General features: G+C 64.0%; 23 protein-coding genes. 10 read left to right on the forward strand and 13 right to left on the reverse strand.

The features are described 5' to 3' along the window. Window positions 1-30: 30 nt before the first annotated feature. From PVW27_RS00260 to PVW27_RS00285, 6 genes are read right to left on the reverse strand one after another with little or no spacing between them, the layout of a single operon-like run. Window positions 31-939, reverse strand: a complete 909-nt coding sequence (locus PVW27_RS00260) for a TonB family protein (protein WP_274554485.1) — start codon at window positions 937-939, stop codon at window positions 31-33. After that, on the reverse strand, window positions 936-1,325 hold the full coding sequence (locus tag PVW27_RS00265) for an ExbD/TolR family protein (protein WP_274554486.1): 390 nt from the start codon (window positions 1,323-1,325) through the stop codon (window positions 936-938). Before PVW27_RS00265 ends, PVW27_RS00260 begins: the two co-directional genes overlap by 4 nt. Further along, entirely contained in the window at window positions 1,325-1,699 is a 375-nt protein-coding gene (locus PVW27_RS00270) for a biopolymer transporter ExbD (RefSeq protein ID WP_274554487.1), read from the reverse strand. The genes PVW27_RS00265 and PVW27_RS00270 overlap by 1 nt, the downstream gene beginning before the upstream one ends. A 2-nt stretch (window positions 1,700-1,701) precedes the next feature. Next, window positions 1,702-2,376: a MotA/TolQ/ExbB proton channel family protein gene (locus tag PVW27_RS00275; RefSeq protein WP_274554488.1), complete on the reverse strand. Its 675-nt coding sequence runs from the start codon at window positions 2,374-2,376 to the stop codon at window positions 1,702-1,704. 4 nt (window positions 2,377-2,380) lie between these two features. Then, window positions 2,381-2,800 carry a hypothetical protein gene (locus tag PVW27_RS00280; protein WP_274554489.1) on the reverse strand — a complete coding sequence of 140 codons (420 nt, stop codon included), beginning with the start codon at window positions 2,798-2,800 and terminating at the stop codon, window positions 2,381-2,383. A 10-nt stretch (window positions 2,801-2,810) separates the two neighbouring features. Then, window positions 2,811-4,910, reverse strand: a complete 2,100-nt coding sequence (locus PVW27_RS00285; RefSeq protein WP_274554490.1) for a TonB-dependent receptor domain-containing protein — start codon at window positions 4,908-4,910, stop codon at window positions 2,811-2,813. A 221-nt stretch (window positions 4,911-5,131) separates the two neighbouring features. Here PVW27_RS00285 and PVW27_RS00290 point away from each other — a divergent pair, with 221 nt between their 5' ends. From PVW27_RS00290 to PVW27_RS00305, 4 genes are read left to right on the forward strand one after another with little or no spacing between them, the layout of a single operon-like run. Beyond that, window positions 5,132-6,178, forward strand: coding sequence for a hemin-degrading factor (locus PVW27_RS00290; RefSeq protein ID WP_274554491.1), 1,047 nt, complete (start codon window positions 5,132-5,134; stop codon window positions 6,176-6,178). Then, window positions 6,175-7,056: a heme/hemin ABC transporter substrate-binding protein gene (locus PVW27_RS00295; protein WP_274554492.1), complete on the forward strand. Its 882-nt coding sequence runs from the start codon at window positions 6,175-6,177 to the stop codon at window positions 7,054-7,056. Before PVW27_RS00290 ends, PVW27_RS00295 begins: the two co-directional genes overlap by 4 nt. A 3-nt stretch (window positions 7,057-7,059) precedes the next feature. Beyond that, window positions 7,060-8,133 carry a FecCD family ABC transporter permease gene (locus tag PVW27_RS00300; RefSeq protein WP_274554493.1) on the forward strand — a complete coding sequence of 358 codons (1,074 nt, stop codon included), beginning with the start codon at window positions 7,060-7,062 and terminating at the stop codon, window positions 8,131-8,133. Next, the gene (locus PVW27_RS00305) at window positions 8,133-8,909 is read left to right on the forward strand and encodes a heme ABC transporter ATP-binding protein (protein ID WP_274554494.1); all 777 of its coding nucleotides are present in this window, start codon (window positions 8,133-8,135) and stop codon (window positions 8,907-8,909) included. The genes PVW27_RS00300 and PVW27_RS00305 overlap by 1 nt, the downstream gene beginning before the upstream one ends. A 7-nt stretch (window positions 8,910-8,916) precedes the next feature. Here the strand turns inward: PVW27_RS00305 and PVW27_RS00310 are convergent, their stop codons facing one another. Further along, on the reverse strand, window positions 8,917-9,330 hold the full coding sequence (locus PVW27_RS00310) for a PaaI family thioesterase (RefSeq protein ID WP_274554495.1): 414 nt from the start codon (window positions 9,328-9,330) through the stop codon (window positions 8,917-8,919). A gap of 147 nt (window positions 9,331-9,477) precedes the next feature. On the opposite strand from PVW27_RS00310, the gene PVW27_RS00315 reads away from it, so the two are divergent. Together PVW27_RS00315 and PVW27_RS00320 are read left to right on the forward strand one after the other, a co-directional pair. Then, the gene (locus PVW27_RS00315; RefSeq protein ID WP_274554496.1) at window positions 9,478-9,948 is read left to right on the forward strand and encodes an RrF2 family transcriptional regulator; all 471 of its coding nucleotides are present in this window, start codon (window positions 9,478-9,480) and stop codon (window positions 9,946-9,948) included. 49 nt (window positions 9,949-9,997) lie between these two features. Continuing rightward, window positions 9,998-10,354, forward strand: a complete 357-nt coding sequence (locus PVW27_RS00320; protein WP_274554497.1) for a YigZ family protein — start codon at window positions 9,998-10,000, stop codon at window positions 10,352-10,354. On the opposite strand, the gene PVW27_RS00325 is transcribed toward PVW27_RS00320, so the two are convergent. From PVW27_RS00325 to PVW27_RS00350, 6 genes are all read right to left on the reverse strand, one after another. Then, a complete protein-coding gene (locus tag PVW27_RS00325; RefSeq protein WP_274554498.1) occupies window positions 10,327-11,415 on the reverse strand; it encodes an AI-2E family transporter in 1,089 nt (362 codons plus the stop codon). The two genes, PVW27_RS00320 and PVW27_RS00325, sit on opposite strands and share 28 nt — an antisense overlap. A 12-nt stretch (window positions 11,416-11,427) precedes the next feature. Beyond that, entirely contained in the window at window positions 11,428-11,808 is a 381-nt protein-coding gene (locus tag PVW27_RS00330) for a phage holin family protein (protein WP_274554499.1), read from the reverse strand. Continuing rightward, on the reverse strand, window positions 11,808-12,125 hold the full coding sequence (locus tag PVW27_RS00335; RefSeq protein WP_274554500.1) for a DUF883 family protein: 318 nt from the start codon (window positions 12,123-12,125) through the stop codon (window positions 11,808-11,810). Before PVW27_RS00335 ends, PVW27_RS00330 begins: the two co-directional genes overlap by 1 nt. A gap of 132 nt (window positions 12,126-12,257) precedes the next feature. After that, window positions 12,258-12,431: a DUF1328 domain-containing protein gene (locus PVW27_RS00340; protein WP_274554501.1), complete on the reverse strand. Its 174-nt coding sequence runs from the start codon at window positions 12,429-12,431 to the stop codon at window positions 12,258-12,260. Between the two features lie 204 nt (window positions 12,432-12,635). Beyond that, window positions 12,636-13,166 carry a hypothetical protein gene (locus PVW27_RS00345; RefSeq protein ID WP_274554502.1) on the reverse strand — a complete coding sequence of 177 codons (531 nt, stop codon included), beginning with the start codon at window positions 13,164-13,166 and terminating at the stop codon, window positions 12,636-12,638. A gap of 277 nt (window positions 13,167-13,443) precedes the next feature. Further along, window positions 13,444-14,253, reverse strand: a complete 810-nt coding sequence (locus PVW27_RS00350; RefSeq protein WP_274554503.1) for a response regulator — start codon at window positions 14,251-14,253, stop codon at window positions 13,444-13,446. A gap of 92 nt (window positions 14,254-14,345) precedes the next feature. On the opposite strand from PVW27_RS00350, the gene PVW27_RS00355 reads away from it, so the two are divergent. The 4 genes from PVW27_RS00355 (at window position 14,346) to PVW27_RS00370 (ending at window position 19,744) form a co-directional block, all read left to right on the forward strand. After that, a complete protein-coding gene (locus PVW27_RS00355; protein ID WP_274554504.1) occupies window positions 14,346-14,519 on the forward strand; it encodes a NepR family anti-sigma factor in 174 nt (57 codons plus the stop codon). Continuing rightward, window positions 14,516-15,106 (forward strand): RNA polymerase sigma factor, encoded by a 591-nt coding sequence (locus tag PVW27_RS00360; protein ID WP_274554505.1) that lies wholly within the window; start codon window positions 14,516-14,518, stop codon window positions 15,104-15,106. Before PVW27_RS00355 ends, PVW27_RS00360 begins: the two co-directional genes overlap by 4 nt. Then, the gene (locus PVW27_RS00365; RefSeq protein ID WP_274554506.1) at window positions 15,103-16,980 is read left to right on the forward strand and encodes a sensor histidine kinase; all 1,878 of its coding nucleotides are present in this window, start codon (window positions 15,103-15,105) and stop codon (window positions 16,978-16,980) included. The genes PVW27_RS00360 and PVW27_RS00365 overlap by 4 nt, the downstream gene beginning before the upstream one ends. A gap of 193 nt (window positions 16,981-17,173) precedes the next feature. Then, window positions 17,174-19,744 (forward strand): ATP-binding protein, encoded by a 2,571-nt coding sequence (locus tag PVW27_RS00370; RefSeq protein WP_274554507.1) that lies wholly within the window; start codon window positions 17,174-17,176, stop codon window positions 19,742-19,744. Window positions 19,745-19,850 lie beyond the last annotated feature (106 nt).

Consider the following 19,850-nt stretch of genomic DNA (forward strand, 5'->3'; position numbering starts at 1 on the left):
GCCCCGGAAGGACAGTGCCAGTTTTCCCGGTCAGCTACGTCCAACAAACTCGAACGAGAATTGGCGGCGCGCGCCGGACGGTGGCTTGGGAAAGGGTGCTGCGCGGCGGATATGGTCCACTGCCACCTGATCCAGATCGGTCGAGCCGGAGCTTTGCAGCACCTTGACGGACGCCAGCGCGCCAGCGTCCGAGATCGAGAAGGCCACGACGGTGCGTCCCCGTGCCGGGGCGCGGGCCTTGCGGGTGCGGCTGATCTGGGTCAGCACGGCGCGACCGTAGCTGGCGCTGGCAGCGGCCCCGCCATCGCCCTGTGCGGTCGCTTGGCGGGATGGGGCGGTTGCGGCTTTGGCGGTTTCCTGTCCGGTGGCAGTGCCGCGGGTGGCGTTGCGGTCGGCATTGCCCTGCGGCTGCGGCGTGGCGCGGGTTTGCCGGCGCGGTGCCGGTTCGGCTGTGGCGCGGTGCGCGGCCACCTGCGTTGCGGGCCGATCCGGGCGGGATTGCGGGCGCAGGGATTGATCGGGGGCGGCGGTGTCGCTTTCCGGTGCGGGGGCTATGGTCCCGTTCGGGGTGACGGGCGTTGCGGCGTGGGGCGTTGCAACTGGCGTTAGCGCCGCCATCTGCGGGTCCTTCACGGAAGGAATTGTTTCGGCCACTGGCACGGGGGATGCCTGAACCGGAGGGACAGGCGCGGTTTGCCTGACTGCGGGGATCGTTCTGGCCGTGGGTTCGGGCCTTGCCGTGTCGGGCGGCGGGGCGGCAAAGGCGGCACCCTGCGCCATATCGGCGAAACTGTCGCCCAATGTTGGCAGGGAGTCTGCGGCGCCGCCTTGCAGGGCGACATCGGTCTGAGGGGTCAATCCGATGAAACCGGCGGCATGCAGCCCACCGGAGAGGGTCAGGGCAAGGGTTGCAACGGTGAACTGGCGCAAACGGGTCATGGTATGCTCCTCTCTGCAACGATGCGCAACTCGGTCGCGCCGGCGGCGCGCAGGGTGCTGGCCAGCGTGATCAGGGCGGCGGCGGGGGCATCACGGTCAGGCATGATGCGGGCGACGCCCTGCGTCTCGGGCGGCAGCGACGCGACATAGGCGGCGGGATCGGCGGGCGCGCCTTGCCAGATCACGGTGCCTGCGGCGGTCATCGTCAGGACGTCGGGCGGGACCACTGGGTCGGCCTGTGCCAGTTGCACCAGCCGCAGATCTGCGGGCGGGGGCGCGGCGATGGTGCCTGCGACCAGAAAGAACATCAGCATCAGGAAGACCACGTTGATCAAGGTGATCGTCGGATCGGCGCGGCGGCGCTGATATGGGTGGCGGCGCGGCATCAGCCCAGCACCTGCACGCGCAGCCCCGGTTGGCGGCGCAGATGGGCCAGAAGATCGGCCAGACGCTGTGCCGTCACGCCGGGAGCAAGGCTGATCAGGACCTGCGGGTCCTTTTGTCCCAATCCGGTGATGCGATCCGTCACTCTGTCCAGCGGTGCGCCTTGACCGTTCACTGTCACCTCCTCCGGGGCGAGACGCAGGAAGATGGGCGCGGTTTGCGCCGTGCCTGTGCCGCCGCCGCCTGCCATGAGCGGCAGTTCGGCGGTGCGGGTGAAGGTTGTGGTCAGCATGAAGAACAACAGCAGCAGAAAGATCACGTCGATGAGCGAGGTCAGCGACAATGTGCGGCGGCGGAAGGGGGCGCGCGCGGCCATGGTCAGACTGGCGCTGCGCGACGGTCCGCGCGCGCAACCGGATCGGGCAGCGCGGGTTGCGGCAGCGCGGGACCACAGAGGGTTTCGACCATGGTGTCGGCCAGACGGCGGTGAGCGGCAATCCGCGCCTCGAAGGCGGTGAGGATCAGCGACACCGGCATGGCGATGGCCAGTCCCACAGCGGTGGTCATCAGCGCGACCCAGATGCCGCCTGCCAGCAGCGAGGGATCGACCGAGGCCCCTGCCCCTTGCAGCGCCTGAAACGCCTCGATCATCCCCAGCACCGTGCCGAACAGACCCAGCAGCGGCGCGACCTGGGCCACCGCATCCAGAAAGCGCAGGCCGCTTTCGGCGCGGGCCAATTCGGCCTCGGCCTCGGCATGCAGGCGGTCGCGCAGGGTGGCGGGCGGGGCGGATGACGCCAGTGCCCGCAGCGCCAGACGGGACAGCGGATCATCCGTTTGCGCCAATGCGTCCCGGGCGGCAGCGCTCTGCCCTTGGGACAGTGGCACAAGCGCCGCCTGAAGCCGCGATGCGCGGCCAAGGCCCAGCATCCGCAGATGCGCGACTTTCCACAGGATCACGGCCCCGGCCAGAACCGACAGACCCAGCAGCACGGCCACGACCCAGCCGCCCAGTTCGATGAAGTCATTCAGCCTGACGGCCAGATCATGCATCAGATCACCCCGAGATTGTGATGGTTTCGATACGGCTTGATACCGTCATGGCATCGGCGCAGGCCGCAGGCGCCAGCCCCGCGCCCGAGCAGGAGCCGACCGCGTTGATCAGGACCTGCCCGATCCGGTCACAGGCCAGACCGGGCAGATCGAACTGCCGCACCCGGGGGCGCGTCTGCGGCAGGGTCTGAAAATCCAGCAGTGCGAGGCGATCCACCAGCCCCTCGGGCGTGAAGATCACCGCTTCGACCACGAGGGCCGAGACATCCGCCGCCAGCTTATTCGTGGCGACGAAGGTGACGCGGCATCCGCTGTCCTGTTCCGTCACCGCGTTCATTTCCAGCATAAGGGATGGCGCTTCCGCGTGGAGCGGTGCCCCTGCCAGACTGGCAGCCATCATGAGGGGAAATGCGGATGCGCGCATCGGTTTCTCCCTAGAAGGTTTTGGCGAGAGTGAGGCTGATCGTGCGGCCGGGCGCGTTATCCAGCGCAAGATTATTGCGGTAAGTGGCATCAAAAACGTTGTCTATTGCAAGATTGACCTCCAGCCCCTGCAATGCGCCGCGATCCGGTGACCATGTGGCGAAGATGTCATGGGTGTCATAGGCGGGTGCAGAGGTCGTGGCGGATGACGTGGTGATCTCGTCGAAGTACGAGGCGCGCCAGCCGATCGTCAGGTTTTGCTCGGGCAGTTTCGCACCCAACGTCAGCACGGCATTTTCGGCTGGCGTATCGGCCAGCGTCAGTCCGGTGCTGCGATCCTCGCTGCGGACCTGCGAATAGGCAAGCTGCGCAAACCAGCGCTCGGCATCATAGCTGGCTTCCAGTTCAGCGCCCCAGATTTCCGCTGCGTTGATATTCGAGAAATAGGGCACAGCCGGACCACCCGTCACCCGCGGTGTGACCGCGATCAGGTTTGAGATGTCGTTATGGAATGCCGTGGCCTTGATCTGGAAACTATCGCCTTCGGACAGCAGGTCAAAGCGCTGGAAGGTGAAGCCCAGTTCGATCGTGTCAGCACTTTCCTTGTCCAGATTCAGGCTGGGCAGACGCTGTGGCAAGCGGCCTGCGGCCTCGGTCGAGAAAAGCTCATCCAGCGTGGGCATCCGTTCGGTCCGGGCCAGAGAGCCGAAAACCGCCCAGCTGTCGTTGAACTTGTACATGGCCGCCAGCTTGGGCGAGACCGTGGTTTCAGACTGCTTGCGCGCGCCTGCGGCGCTTGCCGCATCGCTGGGGGTCAGTTCCCCGAAATCGACGCGAATTCCGGGGATCAGGGTCAGGCGGTCATTCCAGACCAGTTCGCCCTGCGCGTAGAGGCCCAGTTTCTGATCGGTGCCTTCGGGATGGAAGCCAAGCGGACCAAGGATCGACGTCGCGGAGCGTTTCTGCTCGGAGAGTTGCAGACCAAGCGTCAGGACGTTCTGCCACGCGCCGCTGGAGAGGTCGGCGGTATTCTCGATCTTCAGGCTGGTGGTGCGATAGCCGAATTCGCTGTCGCAGAGCACCTGGAATGTTCCGGGTGCGCACATCATGCCCAGCGAAAAATCGTCCTTCCGGACCTGCGTATCCGTGACGGACAGGCCGATGGTCAGGTCTACCAGCGGGTTGGCCGAGGCTTCGTGACGCCATGTCAGGGTTGCAGTATCGTCGATGGCGCGGGTGTCGTTTGTGCCGAAGCCTGCCACCGCCGCGCCGCCGGTCTGGGCCACGACAGTGTCATCCAGACGCGTGTCGGTGCGCGACAGCATCAGGGTCATCGACTGATCGCTGTCATTGCCGAAGCGGTAGGTGCCCTTGGCCAGACCTGACCAGCGTTCATAGGCGGTGCCGGGCAGCGTAGCGCCGGACCCGTCCTCGACATCGTCGCTTGTGGCGGTGTTGATGGCCCCAAGGAGTTCGACATTTTCCGACGGACGGCTGGCAAAGATCACACCCGCGCGAAGACCTTCGCCGTTGCTGTCATAGCCGGTCTTGAAACGGAGGGCCTGCGTGTCGCCGGGTTCCAGAAAGTCGCTGGCATCCTTGGTGGTGAAGTTGATCACACCGCCGATGGCCCCGGTGCCATAGAGGGTGGAGGAGGCCGGACCGCGCAGCACCTCGACACGCTTGTAAAGTTCCAGATCACCGAAGAACGAGCCCATCCGGTATTGTTCAAAGAACTTGGGGGCACCATCCACGTTGACGATGATCCGCGCCTCTGAGGCGGTCTGTTCGCTGTTACCGATACCACGGATGTTGAAGGCCTGTCCTGCCGGACGTGCCGAGGCACCCGCGCCCTGCACACCGGGAACAGATTTGAACAGCTCGGTCACAGTGGCGGGCTGGTCGCGGTCCAGATCCTCCTGTTCGACGGAAGTCACGGCTTGTGGCGTGTCGATGGCGACTTTTTCGGCACCCGCGCCCAGAATCAGGCGGCCCAGCGGGGTGAAGCCACCCGTTGCGGCCTCTTGCGCCACGGCGGGTGTGGTGGCCAGCGCGGCAAGGGTGACGGAAAGCAGAAGGCGCCCCTTGGGGGCGAGGATGTAAGCAGGCATGAGCGTCCCTTGGTGTTGTTGTCTGCGGGGAAGCTGGCCTGCGGTCACGCTTTGGCTGGCGGCAGAAATATCTGACTTGAACTGTCAGAAAAAGGCTTCTAGATATTCCGACTGTAACTGTCAAGTATATCCGGGAGATATGTTTGACGCCTCCTGCGCTCCAGCCAAGCCCTTCGGCCCGCCAGATCCGCGCCCTTCCGCAATATGAAAGGATCGCCGTCATGGCCGACCACGCTTTGCTTCATCCAGATCAGATTCGCGCCCTGCGCGCCGAAAACTCCACAGCCCGCGCCCGCGATTTCGCGCAGATGCACGGGCTTGCCGAAGCCGATCTGGTCGCCGCCCATGTGGGCCACTGGGCGACCGCAATCGACGCCACGCCAGACGGGTTGATGCCGTGGATCGCCCAGATGGGCGATGTGATGGCGCTGACGCGCAACGCGTCTTGCGTGCATGAACGCATCGGCACCTATGAGGTTTATCACGCAGGCCCCCACGCGCAGATGGTGCTGGGGTCCGAGATCGATCTGCGGATCTTTCCGTCACACTGGGTACATGCGTTTGCCGTGCAGGAGGCGGGTGAGGATGGCATCAAGCGCAGCATTCAGGTGTTCGATGCGGCGGGGGATGCGGTGCACAAGGTGCATCTGAAACCGGCCTCGGATGTGGCTGTGTTCGACCGGATGGTGGCCGATCTGCGGCTGGAGGCGCAGGCGGACAGCCTGTCATTGGGGCCGCGCGCTTTGGTCGAGGGGGCACGTGCCGATGCGTCCCGCGCCGATGTGCTGCGTGCTGAATGGGACAGGATGACCGACACGCATCAATTCCTTAAACTGGTGCGGAAACTGAAGATGAACCGGTTGGGCGCCTATCGCGTGGCCGGTGCCCCGCATGTTCGCGCGCTGACGGCTGAGGCGGTGACGCTGGCCCTGCGCGGGGCGGCGGATCATGCGATTCCGGTGATGATCTTTGTGGGCAATGCGGGCTGTATCCAGATCCATGGTGGCCGGATCGAAAAGATCGTGCCGATGGGTCCGTGGATCAACGTGATGGACCCGCGCTTCAACCTGCATTTGCGGGCCGACCATATCGCCGAGGTGTGGTGCGTGACCAAACCGACCAAGACAGGGGATGCTGTCAGCATCGAGGCGTTTGATGCGGAGGGCGCATTGATCTTGCAGATCTTCGGGTATCGCAAGGATGTGGACCCGGCGGCTTGGGACGCGTTGTGCGCCAGCCTGCCCGAACGCGAAGAGGTGATGGCATGAGGTTGACCGTGACAACGCTGCATCTGGGGCTGGGGGCCGGATTGCTGGCGGTGGGGCTGATGGCGCTGCCGCTGGCACCGCGTGCGCAGGCCGTGGATGCGCCGCGCGTCGTGACGCTGGGCGGCGCGGTGACCGAGATCGCCGTGGCGCTGGGGGCCGGGGATCAGTTGATCGCGCGGGATTCGACCTCGACCTATCCGGCGTCGGTGATGGACCTGCCCGATGTGGGCTATGTCCGCGCGCTGTCGCCCGAGGGGGTGCTGTCGGTGGCCCCCGATCTGATCCTGTCCGAGCAAGGGGCCGGGCCTGCGGAAGCCATCGCCGTGCTGGAAGCGGCGGGGGTGGAATTCGTGACCATGCCCGATGATCCGACCCCGCAGGGGGTGCTGGACAAGATCGATGCCGTGGCCATGGCGCTGCGCCTGCCTGCCGAGGGGGCCGCGCTGAAAGCAGAGGTAGCCGCCGGGCTGGATGCGGCACAGGCGCGGGCCGATACTGTGACGGACCGGCAACGGGTGCTGTTCGTTTTGTCGCTGCAAGGCGGGCGCGTGATGGCGGGGGGCGAGGGATCGTCGGCCGAAGGAATCATCACGCTTGCCGGGGGCGTCAATGCCGCGACCGGGTTTCAGGGATACAAGCAGATGACGGATGAGGCGGTGATCGCCGCCGCCCCTGACCTGATCCTGATGATGGACCGCGAAGGTGATCTGTCGATCACGGCCGAGGATGTGCAGGCGCATCCTGCGCTGGGTCTGACGCCTGCCGCCGAAAAGGGGCGGATCGTGCGGATGAACGGGATGCTGCTGCTGGGTTTTGGTCCGCGCACGCCTGAAGCGGCCACGGCGCTTTACGACGCGCTTTATCAGGCGGAAGGTTGAGGCATGGTTGCCCTGTCGTTGGAAAGAGAAGCCCCTGCCCCGCGTGACCGCGCGGCGCGGGCGGCACTGACCTCGCGCGCGCTGGTGGTGCTGCTGATCGTCGTGTCGGTTCTGTCACTGGGCACCGGGGCGGCGGGGCTGTCCCTGTTCGGCATGGCACGCGACCTGATCAGCGGCGAGGGGCTGTCGCAGCGTGACCAAGTGATCCTGATGGATATCCGCTTGCCACGTCTGGCGATGGGTCTGTTGATCGGTGCGGCGCTGGCGATGTCGGGTGCGCTGATGCAGGGGCTGTTCCGCAATCCGCTGGCCGATCCGGGGATCGTCGGCGTGGGCGCGGGCGCGGGTCTGGGGGCGGTGCTGGCCATCGTTCTGGGCGGACTTCTGCCCGTGGGATTGGCCGCGCTAGTGGGGACGCATCTGGTGCCGGTGGCAGCGTTTCTGGGTGGCTGGGCCTCGACCCTGTTGCTCTACCGGGTTGCGACCAAGGGCGGGCAAACCTCTGTCGCGACGATGCTTCTGGCCGGGATCGCGTTGGGGGCGCTGGCCGGGGCGTTGACGGGTATTCTGGTCTATCTGGCCGATGACACGCAGTTGCGCGACCTGACCTTCTGGAACATGGGATCGCTGGCGGGGGCAAGCTGGCCCAAGCTGGGGGCAAGCCTGCCGCTGATCCTGCCGGTGCTGCTGCTGTCGCCCTTGCTGGCGCGGGGGCTGAACGCGCTGGCCCTGGGTGAGGCGCAGGCGACGCATCTGGGTATTCACGTCGAGACGGTGAAACGTCTGGCGATCCTGGGGGTCGCGGCGGCGGCCGGGGCGGCCGTGGCTGTGGCGGGGGGCATCGGGTTCATCGGGATCGTGGTGCCGCATCTGCTGCGTCTAGCGACGGGGCCGGATCACCGCTACCTCTTGCCCAATGCGGCGCTGCTGGGGGCAAGCCTGCTGGTGGGCGCCGACATGATCGCGCGGGTGATCGTCAGCCCGGCGGAGCTGCCCATCGGGATCATCACTGCCACCGTCGGCGCGCCGGTGTTCCTGTGGATCCTGTTGAAGCGGCGCGGATTGGGGGGGCTGTGATGCTGGAGGTATCGTCGCTGTCGGCTTGCCTGTCGGGTCGTCCGATCCTGCACGGGATCAACCTGACCGCCGCCCCCGGCACGGTCACCGCCATCGTGGGGCCGAACGGGTCGGGCAAGACTACGCTGCTGCGCGCGTTGACGGGCGACCTGAGCTATGCGGGGACAGCACGGCTGAACGGTCATGAGGTGAGCGAGACGCCGGCGCGTCGCATGGCAGCGATCCGGGCCGTTCTGGCACAATCGACGCAACTGGCCTTTCCCTTCACGGTGGATGAGGTGGTGCGCCTTGGCCTGACCTCAGGCGTGCAGACGGAAGGTGACAACTTGCCAGGCCGCGCGCTGGAGAAGGTGGGGCTGTCGGGATATGGCCCGCGCGATGTGCAGACCCTGTCGGGGGGCGAACAGGCGCGGGTGCATCTGGCCCGCGTGCTGGTGCAGGTCTGGGAGCCCGTGACCCATCAGGGGCCACGCTGGCTGTTTCTGGATGAGCCGGTGGCCGCACTTGATATCGGGCATCAGTTGACCGTCATGACCCTGGCCCGCGCCTATGCCGATGCGGGCGGCGGGGTGGTGGCCGTGATGCACGACCTGAACCTGTCGGCCATGTTTGCCGATCACATCGCCTTGCTGCTGGACGGGCGGATGCTGGCCCAGGGAGCAGCGGACACGGTTCTGACCGATGCGCATCTGAGCCGCGCCTATGGCTGCGCGGTCCGGGTCAATGCCGTGCCTGCGCGCGGGCCGTGGCTGGTGCCGCAGGCGATGGCCGGCTGACCCCGGATCAGGGGCGCAGGATCATCTGGGTCTGGGTCACGATGGCGGCCAACTTCCCCTCGCCCGTGGTGATCGTGGTTTGCCAGACCATCGTCGAGCGGCCTTTGTGCAGTGGCACGGTCACCGCGCGGGCCGTATCGCCGATGGCGACGGGGCGGAAGAAGTTGGTCTTGCTTTCAATGGTGCTGGTCCCCTCGCCCTCTTTCAGGTTCAGGAAAGTGGCCGTGCCGCCCAGATTGTCGGCCAGCGCCATGAAGGCCCCGCCATGCAGCGTGTTGTTGCGGTTGGCCAGCGCCCCGGTCACAGGCAGTTCCGCCTCCACCCGGTCCGGCGTGGCGTGGGTCACGCGCAGGCCCAGTGTCACGGCAAAGGGCGGCTGCGCCTGTGCGACGGCGGTGATACGGTCCTGATCGGGTGTCATGGGCTGTCCTGCTTTTTCAATTCTGTGGCAGGGGCGCATCTTCCGCCGCGTGCCGGTCGTGTCAATGGCGCAAAGACAAACTGTCGCTGCTGGTTTCGCTTGCCAAATGTCGCGCGGCGCAGAGGATGGCGCAAACAGGAGATAGTGATGCGCCTGACGAAGTTCACCGATTATTCCTTGCGGGTTCTGCTTTATGCAGCCAGCCTTGAGGGAGACAAGCTGGCGACGATCGAGGAGACCGCCAAGGTCTTTGATATATCGCGGGCCCACCTGAAGAAGGTCGTGCTTTTGCTGACGCAGACCGGCTATCTGGAAGGGGTGCGCGGGCGCACCGGCGGTTACAGGCTGGCGCGTCGCGCAGAGGACATCAATCTTGGGGAACTGATCCGGGTGACCGAGCCGGATTTCGGCATGGTCGAGTGCTTTCTGCCGGGCAATGCCTGCCGGATCATACAGGCTTGTCGTTTGCCGATGGTGCTGAACAAGGCGCTGGACAATTTCCTGACAACCTTTGACGACTATACTCTGGCCGACATGAAGATCGAGGCGCGCCATTTCGACCTGCCTGTTCAGCCCGCCTATCCGCCACGTGGCCCGAAACTGTCCGGCGCGGCCTGAGCGCAGAGGACGACTTGCCCAGACGACTGCGCGGCTGTAGCCCTGCGTCATGCTTGTGCTTGAGAACATCATCAGTGATCGCGGGTCGCGCTATGCTGTCTCGGGTGCGCCCTGCACGTCGGAGGCCGAGGCCAAGGCGTTGATCAAGGCGTTGCGGGCGCGCAAGAAATTCGCCCGCGCGACGCATCACAGCTGGGCACTGCTGACAGCGGAACAGGCGATCAAGACCGACGATGGAGAAGCCGGTGCCGGGCTGGTGATCCTGCGGATGCTGGAACGCGAGGGCGTCCATGACCATCTGGTCGTCGTGACGCGCTGGTATGGCGGCAAGCACCTGGGCGGCGACCGTTTCCGTCATGTCCAGGAGGCCGTGCGGATCTATCTGGAGCGGTTGAGCGCGGGCTGAACAGGTGGTGGCACCCGGCCCGCCTGCCGGCGCGGGAACTTCCAGCGGCGGGTAAAGGCCGAAGCCACGAGCAGCACCGGCGTAGCCAGAAGTGCCCCGGCCGGCCCCCAAAGCCAAGCCCCGAAGGTGATCGCCATGAAGATCGTCATGGCCGACTGGCGCATCTGGCGGCCCACCAGCATCGGCGTCACGAACTGGCCCTCGACCGTATTCAGGACAAGCAGGGAGAGGACGGGCAGAAAGGCCATCTCGGGTCGCGGAAAGCTGACGATGCCGACACCGAAAATGATAACGGCCATGATGGCCGGACCGATATAGGGCATGAAGTTCAGCACCCCCATCAGCAGCCCCCAGAGGAACGGGTTCGGCAGGCCGAAGAGCCAGAACATGAAGGTGGCGACCAGACCAAGACCGGTATTGATGATCGTGATCGCCAGCAGATAGGACGAGACATTGCTCTGGATATCGCGGATCGCCCTGCCCAGCGCGCGGCGGCGGCGCTGCGATGCTCCCAGCAGCATGATCCATCTGGCCAGAAGCGCCCTCTCGCGCAGCATGAAGAATGTGAGGATCGCGGCATAGATCGCGCCGCCGATGACCATCGGGACAGTCAGGGCAAGACCGGCCAGCAGGGAGCCGCTGGAACTGGTCAGTTGCTCGATCGGGTCGACTTCCTCGCCGTCGCTGTCGAAGCGGGGGCCTTGAATGGCGTCGGTCAATCCGCTGATGGCGTTTCGCATCAGATCATCCAGCTTGCGCAGAACGTCCGGGGCGCGGCGGTTCCATTCTTCAGCGGTGGGCAGGACATAATAGACCAACGCACTGATCGCCGCGATGGAGGTGATGACGATCACCGCGGCGGACAGGCTGCGGGGAATATGCATCTTGTCGGCGTGGCGGGCGATGGGTTCCAGAGCGATGGCCGCCAGCAGCGCGAGAACCGTGGGAATGGCGAAGCTGCGCACCTCTTGCAGGGTGCTGAGGATCATCAGGCTGGCCATGATGACCAAAGCCGAGGTGGCTGCGCGGGGGAAGACCGGCAGATCGGTGGATCTGTTCATCGGCGGACCGGATCAGCGGTCCCGCCCGCGACGCAGGCGCAAGGCAGTGTCCAGACCGAAAACGAAGGCTTCGGCCAGTGGAGGATAAGGATTTGCTGTCCCGGATTTGACGCCATGGGCCGCAGTTTGATCGGTCACGTGGCTTTGATCCCGTTGCGGTGTGGAGGCGATCGCGATGACAATTCCGCCGAGGCCCAGATAGATGACACCCAGCATGAGCGCGGCGGCCTGGGGCGACCATGCGGTCGAGGCCACGATCCAGATCGCCACCGTCAGAAATCCTGCGCCGGTGGCCAGCAGCAATCCGCTGAGGATCAGCAAACCGGCGCGGCGCGCGCCCTTTCGGGCACGCGCCGTCACGGCCGCTTCAAGCTGTGCAGCCGGATCGAACATCACGATCTCCGCGACATCATCAGACCGACCAGCAATCCGACGCCTGCGGCGATACCCATCGCCATGGCGGGCTTTTCGCGGATCAGCGCATCGGCGTGATCGACGGCTTCGACGGCCTGATGCTGCAGTTTTTCATACTCGTGCTCGACCCCGTCACGGGCTTTGCGCACTACACGCCTTGCGCCGTCGGCCGCTTCGCGGGCCTCGGCGCGGGTCAGATTGCCGATCGCCTCGGTCAGGCTGGCGACATCAGCGCGCAGGGTTTCCAGTTGTTTCGACAGATCGTCAGCAGCAGCTTTGGTTTCGGGTTGTGCCATATCGGCCTCCATTCAGGGTAATACGGCACCCTCAAAACGGTGCCGTGACGTGATCAAAAAGTTTCGAATCTGCGGAACGGGATGCCGGACACAACCGAGGGACGGTGACGCGCCCGACATCCCGACGCGCCGTTACATCGGCGGTCTGCCGCGCAGGGCACGCGCCAGCATCGCGATCACAAAGAGCACGATGAAGACGAAGAACAGGATCTGAGCGATCCCGGCAGAGGCTGAGGCGACGCCGCCAAAGCCAAAGAGGGCGGCAATCAATGCGATCACCAGAAACGTAAGGGCCCATCCCAGCATGTCGGTCTCCTTTTCACTTCGATCTCGGCACCCTCTGTGCCGTCATCTACACAACACCTGACCCCTGAAAGGGTTCCCCCTGAAACATCGGAAAATTGCGACAAGCGCCAAAAAAATTATGCCCGAGCGGTAAAAGGAAGGGCCCGCCCGTGAAAGGGCGGACCTCAGGTCGCGGTGGTGCGCATATCGTGTTGCGATGCGCGATCAGGGAAGTCGCGGCGGCATCGGCAATTCGTCGATCGTCTGGGTCACGCCTAGGGCAAAGGCCTCGACCATCGCGTCGTAAAACTGCGAGCTGCTGGCGGGCAGCACCGTCAAGTCAGGGTCCATGGAGGGCGCATTGACCTGCGCAGCCGTCGCCGTCACGTCGAAGCTTTTGTGCACGGGCACTTCACGCACGTCACGCAGATCAACCCGGCCCGCGATGACCGACTGGTCGGTCCCCATCAGGGCATCGTAGCCGGTGGCCACTTCGATGCGCTCCAGATCGACGGACACGTTGATGCCAGCAGCGGCCAGACGTTCTTCGATCCGACGGGTGATCGCAGCTTCGATATCCTCATCCACGATCGTGATCCGGTTGGCCGCAGCCGCGCCTTGGGCAGATTCCGGCTCGACATCGACGCTCAGATTGGCAACGCCACGGTCATCTGCGGCCAGGACAGGCCCACTCAGGGCCAAACCAAGCGTCAGAGAGGCAAGGGTTGGAACAAGAACTCCAGATTTCAGAAACATTGTCGTCTCCTTCATTTTGGGGCATCACGGTATGTCCGCGACGCTATGAAAGAACAACATCCCATCCGCCCGGACAGTTCCCTTTTCTGGCGGAACGCATCGCTCACATAGGCGTGATAGGCGGGAAATTTGTCTTTTTCGGTCGATGGGCCGGAAATGAGAACGAGCGCCTGCGACCGGACAGAAACGAAAAGCAGCGCCCGACCGTCGCGGGGCGCTGCTTTGGCAATTTCAGGGTCGTCTGGAAAGGTCACATGGTTGTGGCCCTGTAACACCGTCACGCGGTCAGCGTGGCTGTCGAGGCGAAGAACATGGCCTGACTGACTGCCGAGCGAACCTGATCCTCGTCATAGGGTTTGGTGATCAGGAAGGCTGGTTCCGGGCGCGCGCCCGTCAGGAGACGTTCGGGGAAGGCCGTGATGAAAATCACCGGGCGGTCGCCCAGCGCGGTCAGGATATCATGCACCGCATCAATCCCCGAGGATTTGTCGGCCAACTGAATATCCGCCAGCACCAGATCGGGCGGCGTTTGCTTGGCCAGGGCAACGGCCTCGGTCCGGGTGCGGGCGATTCCAGTAACCTCGTGCCCCATGTCGGTGACGATGGCCCGCAAATCGACTGCGATGATCGGCTCATCCTCGATGATCATGACGCGGCCGGCAATCGAGGACCGCATCTCGGCATGGGCGATGTCGATCAGGTCATGCGCCTCTTCCGTGGTGATCTTCATGATGGCGGCAACCTCGGCTGTCGTGAAACCTTCGATGGAGTGCAGCAACAGCGCCTCGCGGGTGTTGGCGGTCAGATGCGCCATATGATGCTGCGCGCGGGCCGACAGATTGTCATCCGCCTCGCCCAACGGGGCACCGGCGCTGGACCAGACCACGTGAAAGGCCCGGAACAAGGCCACTTTGGGAGAGGACATCTCGCCAATGAAACTGCGCTCTGCAAGGATCGCCTCAAGCGTGGCCGCAGCATAACGGTCGCCGGTTTCCTGGCTTCCGGTCAGGGCGCGGGCATAGCGGCGCAGGTAGGGCAGGCTTGCCGCGACAAGATCGGCAAGATCGGACATGGTGTCTGATGACATGTTTTTCCCTCGGTCTACAGTTTTGTCGGGAACCAAACGCCTGTTGACGCGTTCGGTTCCCTGTAGGATGCAAAAAACAGGCGGTGCAAGGCATGGGGGCGCGGATGACGCAGGACGAGCAGACCGGGAAACGCAGGAAGCAGGGTCTGAACCATCAGATCGACGAAAACCTGAAGCGGGTCTACGAGTCCGTGCTTGAAGAGGATGTGCCTGATCGGTTCAAGGATCTTCTGAATCGCCTGCGTCAACAGGAGGGCAGTCAATGACAGCCACCACGCCGCAAGATGTGATCGCTGACACCACTGACCCACGTGATGCGCTGCCCACACATCTGCCTGCGCTGCGCGCCTTTGCGATCAGCCTGACAGGCAATGTGGCGCTGGCCGATGACATGGTGCAGGACACGATCGTCAAGGCCTGGACCAATATCGAAAGCTTCAAGCCCGGCACCAATATGCGCGCCTGGCTGTTCACGATCCTGCGCAACACCTTTTATTCCTATCGGCGCAAGCACAAGCGCGAGCAGCCGGACCCCGAGGGGATTCACGCGGCGGGGCTGTATGAAAAGCCCGCCCATGACAGCAAACTGGCGATGACAGATTTCCGCGTCGCCTTTGCCAAACTGTCGGACGAGCATCGCGAGGTTCTGCTGCTTGTCGGTGCCTCGGGCTTCTCGACCCACGAGGCGGCAGAGATGATCGGTATTGCCGAGGGCACCGTGAAAAGCCGCGCCAGCCGCGCGAGGGCGCGGCTTTGCGCGCTGCTTGGCATGGAGGTGGGAGAGCATATGCTGGACGGAATCGACGGTTCGACGGCGGCGGTCATGTCCAAATCGGGCACGCAGGCCGCATGAGCACTGCGCTTGTTCGGCTGAAACGCCTGCCGGCGCGGCTTGGCGTGCGACTGGCGCTGCTGTTGTCGATGGCGCTTCTGCCGGTGGGTTTGATCGCGGTCCTGCAATCCATCACCCTGCTGAAGGAGGCGCGGGCCAGATCCGAAGCCGCTCTGATGGGCGATACCTTGATGATCGTGCAGTCCGAACTGCGCCTGATCCAGCGGGCACAGGGCATGGCCGCAGCCATCGCGGGCGAGGTCTGGGATATCCCCGACACGCTGCCGGATCTGGCCAACGGCGAGAACCCTCTGGACAGGTGTACCCGGATCCTGCCACTGGTGCAGGCGCAACTGGCGCAAGAGGCCGATGCTGTGATCATCGGGGCGGACGGGCGTGTGATCTGCCCGCCCAGCGTCACGGTCGACAATCTGGACGGCACCGCCCTGTTTGAAAAGCTGATGCAAAACGGCGAGCCGGATGTGGTTCTGGACAGCGAGGGGTTGCTTGGCACGGGATCGGCCATCGTCATCAGCCATCCGATTACCCGCCCCGCCACGCGGATCGATGCGGCCGATACCGTCTTGGCTGTCGTGTCGATCGTGCTGCCGCATATGTCGCTGAACGAGAATTCCAGCTTTCCCCCCGACAACCTGCCGCTTCCCATGCCCGAAGGACAAGGCGCGGCGATCCTGACTTTCAATGCCAATGGCGAGGTGTTGACTTCGTCGCAAGGCATGGACGGTGTGAACCAGTTGCTGCCGCGCAACCGCGCCCTCAAGGCTTTGGTCGGGGCACGACCGCTGGCCTTTACCGGGCGGTCGAATTACGGGCTGGAACGGACCTATTCCGTCGTGCCGCTGATCGAAGAGAACCTTTACGCGCTTGGCACATGGCCCAGCGAGGGGAACCGGATACAGGCGCTGGACGCCCTGCCTGCGGCGATGTTTCCTGCCCTGATGTGGACGGCCAGCCTGATCGTGGGCTGGCTGGCGGCAGGTCAGCTGGTGACGCGCCATGTCTACCGGTTGCGCGGCGCCATCGGGGCCTTTGCGGGCGGCGACAGGGCGGTGCGGCCCATCGACGTTTCGGGGGCGCCACTGGAACTGCGACAGCTGTCGGATGCGTTCATGCAGATGACCCATACGGTGCTGCATGACGAGGCTGAACTTGAGGATGCCGTTCACCAGAAAGAGGTTCTGCTGCGCGAGGTGCATCACCGGGTGAAGAACAACCTTCAATTGATCGCCTCGATCCTGAACATGCAGATACGGCAAGCCCGGTCGCCTGAGGCCAAATGGCTGATGAAGGGGGTCCGTGACCGGGTGATGAGTCTGGCCACGATTCACCGAGGATTGTATCAGACCAGTGGATTGACCGATATCCGGGCGGATGAGCTTTTGTCGGATATCCTGCGGCAGTTGGTCAACATGGCCACGGGACCGGGTCGCCGCATGACCATCGAGCAAGATTTCGAACCTGTTCGCCTGACCCCGGATCAGGCGGTGCCGCTTTCCCTGTTTCTGACCGAAGCGCTGACAAATGCGATGAAGTATGCCGGACAGGACGGAGATACCCTGCCCTATCTGGACGTGCGCCTGAAAAGCATATCGGACACGCGCGCCATTCTGAGCATCGTCAACAGCATGGGCAAGACGCCCTCACCCGAAGCCGAACTGGCCGGAGATCTGGACGAGCCGACAGGGCTTGGATCGCAACTGCTGGAGGCTTTCGCCCAGCAGATCGGGGGCGAGTTGCGGCGTGAGGAAAGCGCGGGGCGCTATTCCCTTGAGATGGAGTTCACCCTTGCGGCGCTGAGCGATGCCGAGGCGCGCAACGCGCCGGATGAAGCGAGGGACGCTGACGGGGAAGCCCCGCAGGGTGAGGACAGCTGAGCCATCACAGGCAAGGGCGCGTAGCAGGTGTCCTTGCCTTGTTTTGCATCATCCGGTGCAGAAATGCGGGTATGCCGCGCAATCTTCTATCGCTTTCCTGACCTGTGGCCATTAGCATCGGCTGCATGTATTTCGCGTGCTTCCCATCGGTTCCGTTTTGACCCCTCAACCGCCGCGCCTCTAGGAAGAACGTATGACCGAACGGCCCGACACGGACCGGCAGCCTGCTCCGGACAGATGGCGTGCCCTGATGCGTCCCACGAATCTTGCAGTCATTCTGGCGTTGCTGGTGATCACCGGCCTGTGGGTCGCTGCTGAAATCCGCAACAGGATGTTTCATGCACAGGAGTTGCGGATCGACCTGCTTCAGGATCTGACCGTTCTGCGCACGCAGCTTGAAGGCACAGTCAATGCCGATGTGCAGCTGGTGCGTGGCCTGATCGCGACCTTGATCACTGAGCCCGATATGCAGCAGGACCGTTTTGCCAGCATCGCCGCCGGCCTGATCGGCAGCGATACGGTGGTGCGGAATGTGGCTGCGGCACCCGATATGGTGATCCGGATGGTCTATCCGGTCGCGGGGAACGAGGCTGCCATCGGACTGGATTACCTTGCCAACGACGTGCAGCGGGATGCTGCGATCCGTGCGCGGGACACTGGCGAGCTGGTGCTGGCCGGGCCTGTCGATCTGGTGCAGGGCGGCACGGGATTTGTCGGGCGTTTCCCGGTTTTCGTCCCCAGCCCGGGGGAAGAGCCACGTTTCTGGGGTATCGTCTCGGCTGTGCTGGACGAACAGTCGCTGTATCGCGAGGCGGGTTTGCTGAACCCGGATCTGACGATGCGGATCGCCCTGTCGGGGCGTGACGGTCTTGTCGGGCGAGGAGATGTCTTCTTTGGCGATCCATCCATCATGGACGAAGACCCGGTGACATTGTCGGTGCTGCTGCCCAGCGGCAGTTGGCGGATTTCAGCGGTGCCGGTTGAAGGCTGGAACACTGTCCCGCCCAGCACGCCCATCCTGCGCGGGGTCATGCTGGCGGCCGGATTGCTGCTGTTGCTGCCAAGCGTTCTGATGGGGCGCCTGATCGAGGAGCGGCAGCGCAACATCGCCGATCTGCAATCGTCCAACGCAGCGCTGAGCGATCAGATGACCGCGCTGGAAGAGGCGCGCGCCAGACAGCAGACGACCGAGCACCAGTTGCGGGAGGCGCTGGAGCGGCAGGAACAGATCAACGCGCATTTCTTGGAAGTGACCGAGATCAGCCGGTCATGGGTCTGGGAGCAGGATGCCGATCTGCGCTTCACGCATCTGTCGAGCGGCTTTGCCTCGGTTACGGGGTTCAGTCCGGATGACCTTCTGGGCAAGACCCGCGCCGAATTCCGCGCGACATGGTCCAATGTTCTGAGTGGCACCGATTGGGCGTGGCTGGAGGAGCGGATCAGAAACCACGAACCGTTCAGCGAATTCAGCTACGGCTTCCGTGCCAAGGACGGGCGTGATCTGTGGCTGATGATCAGCGGCACGCCGATCCTGGACGCCGAGGGGCAGTTCGCGGGGTATCGCGGGGCGGGAGCGGATGTCACCAGTATCCATGCCGCCGTGGTTGAGGCCGAACAGGCCAATCGCGTCAAGTCGATGTTCCTTGCCAATATGAGCCATGAGATCCGCACGCCGATGAACGGCATTCTGGGGATGGCCGAGATCCTTGAGCGGTCGCTTGAGGAACCTGCGCAGAAGCAGATGATCGGTGTGATCCGCAGCAGCGGCGAGTCCCTGATGGCGATCCTGAACGATATTCTGGATCTGTCCAAGATCGAGGCTGACAAGCTGGAACTGGAGGTCATCCCGTTCCGGCTGGACGAGGTGGCATTGCGGATCGAGGCGCTGCATCGCCTCAAGGCGCAGGACAAGGGTTTGAGGCTTGAGGTCTTTACCGACAGCCGCGCCAGCCTGCCCCGCATGGGTGATCCGCATCGGGTGACGCAGATCCTGCACAACCTTGTCAGCAATGCGATCAAGTTCACCGACAAGGGCAAGGTCACGGTCTGGATCAGCGTGCTGCGCGGCGATGATGTGCAGATCGAGGTGGTCGATACAGGTATCGGCATGACTCAGGCGCAGCAGGAAAGAGTTTTTGATGAATTCGTGCAAGCCGATGGGTCGATGACCCGGCGGTTCGGCGGCACCGGTCTGGGCATGTCCATCGTGCGAAGCCTGACGGGCATGATGGGCGGGACATTGAGCCTTCAGTCCGAAATGGGGAGCGGCACCCGTATCAAGGTGACGTTGTCGCTGCCCGAAGCGCGGAGCGAAAGCGCCGTCACCACCCTCGCACCACGGGCCGCCGCCACGCTTGACCTGAGCGGTCGGCGCATCCTTGCCGCGGATGACAACGAAGTGAACCTTGATGTGCTGGCGGCCATGCTGGAGGATACGGGGGTCTCTCTGGTGCTGGCCCGCAACGGGAAGCAGGCAGTCGAGACCTTCAAGGACGGGTCCTTCGACATGCTTTTGCTGGATATTTCGATGCCGGTGATCGACGGCCCCGCAGCCTTGCGGCAAATGGCGGAGATCGCTGCGCGCGAGGGGCGCTATCTGCCACCTGCCATTGCCTTCACTGCCAATCTGATGCCGCATCAGATCGCCGAACATCTGGCCGCCGGGTTTGTCGATGTGATTGCCAAGCCGGTGAAGCGGCAATTGCTTTTCGAGCAGATCGAGCGCCATCTGACTGCTGCTGACGTACAGCAGGTCAAGGCATGAGGGTTGCCCAGCGGTAAGGTCAGAAAAGGCCATCCAACGGGCGAAGGACAGACGCCGGACGGTCTGTTTGGGAACCGTGGCAGATTATCCTCATGATTGAGCGGAA

The organism is Seohaeicola sp. 4SK31, from assembly GCF_028802875.1.
Lineage (GTDB): Bacteria > Pseudomonadota > Alphaproteobacteria > Rhodobacterales > Rhodobacteraceae > Seohaeicola.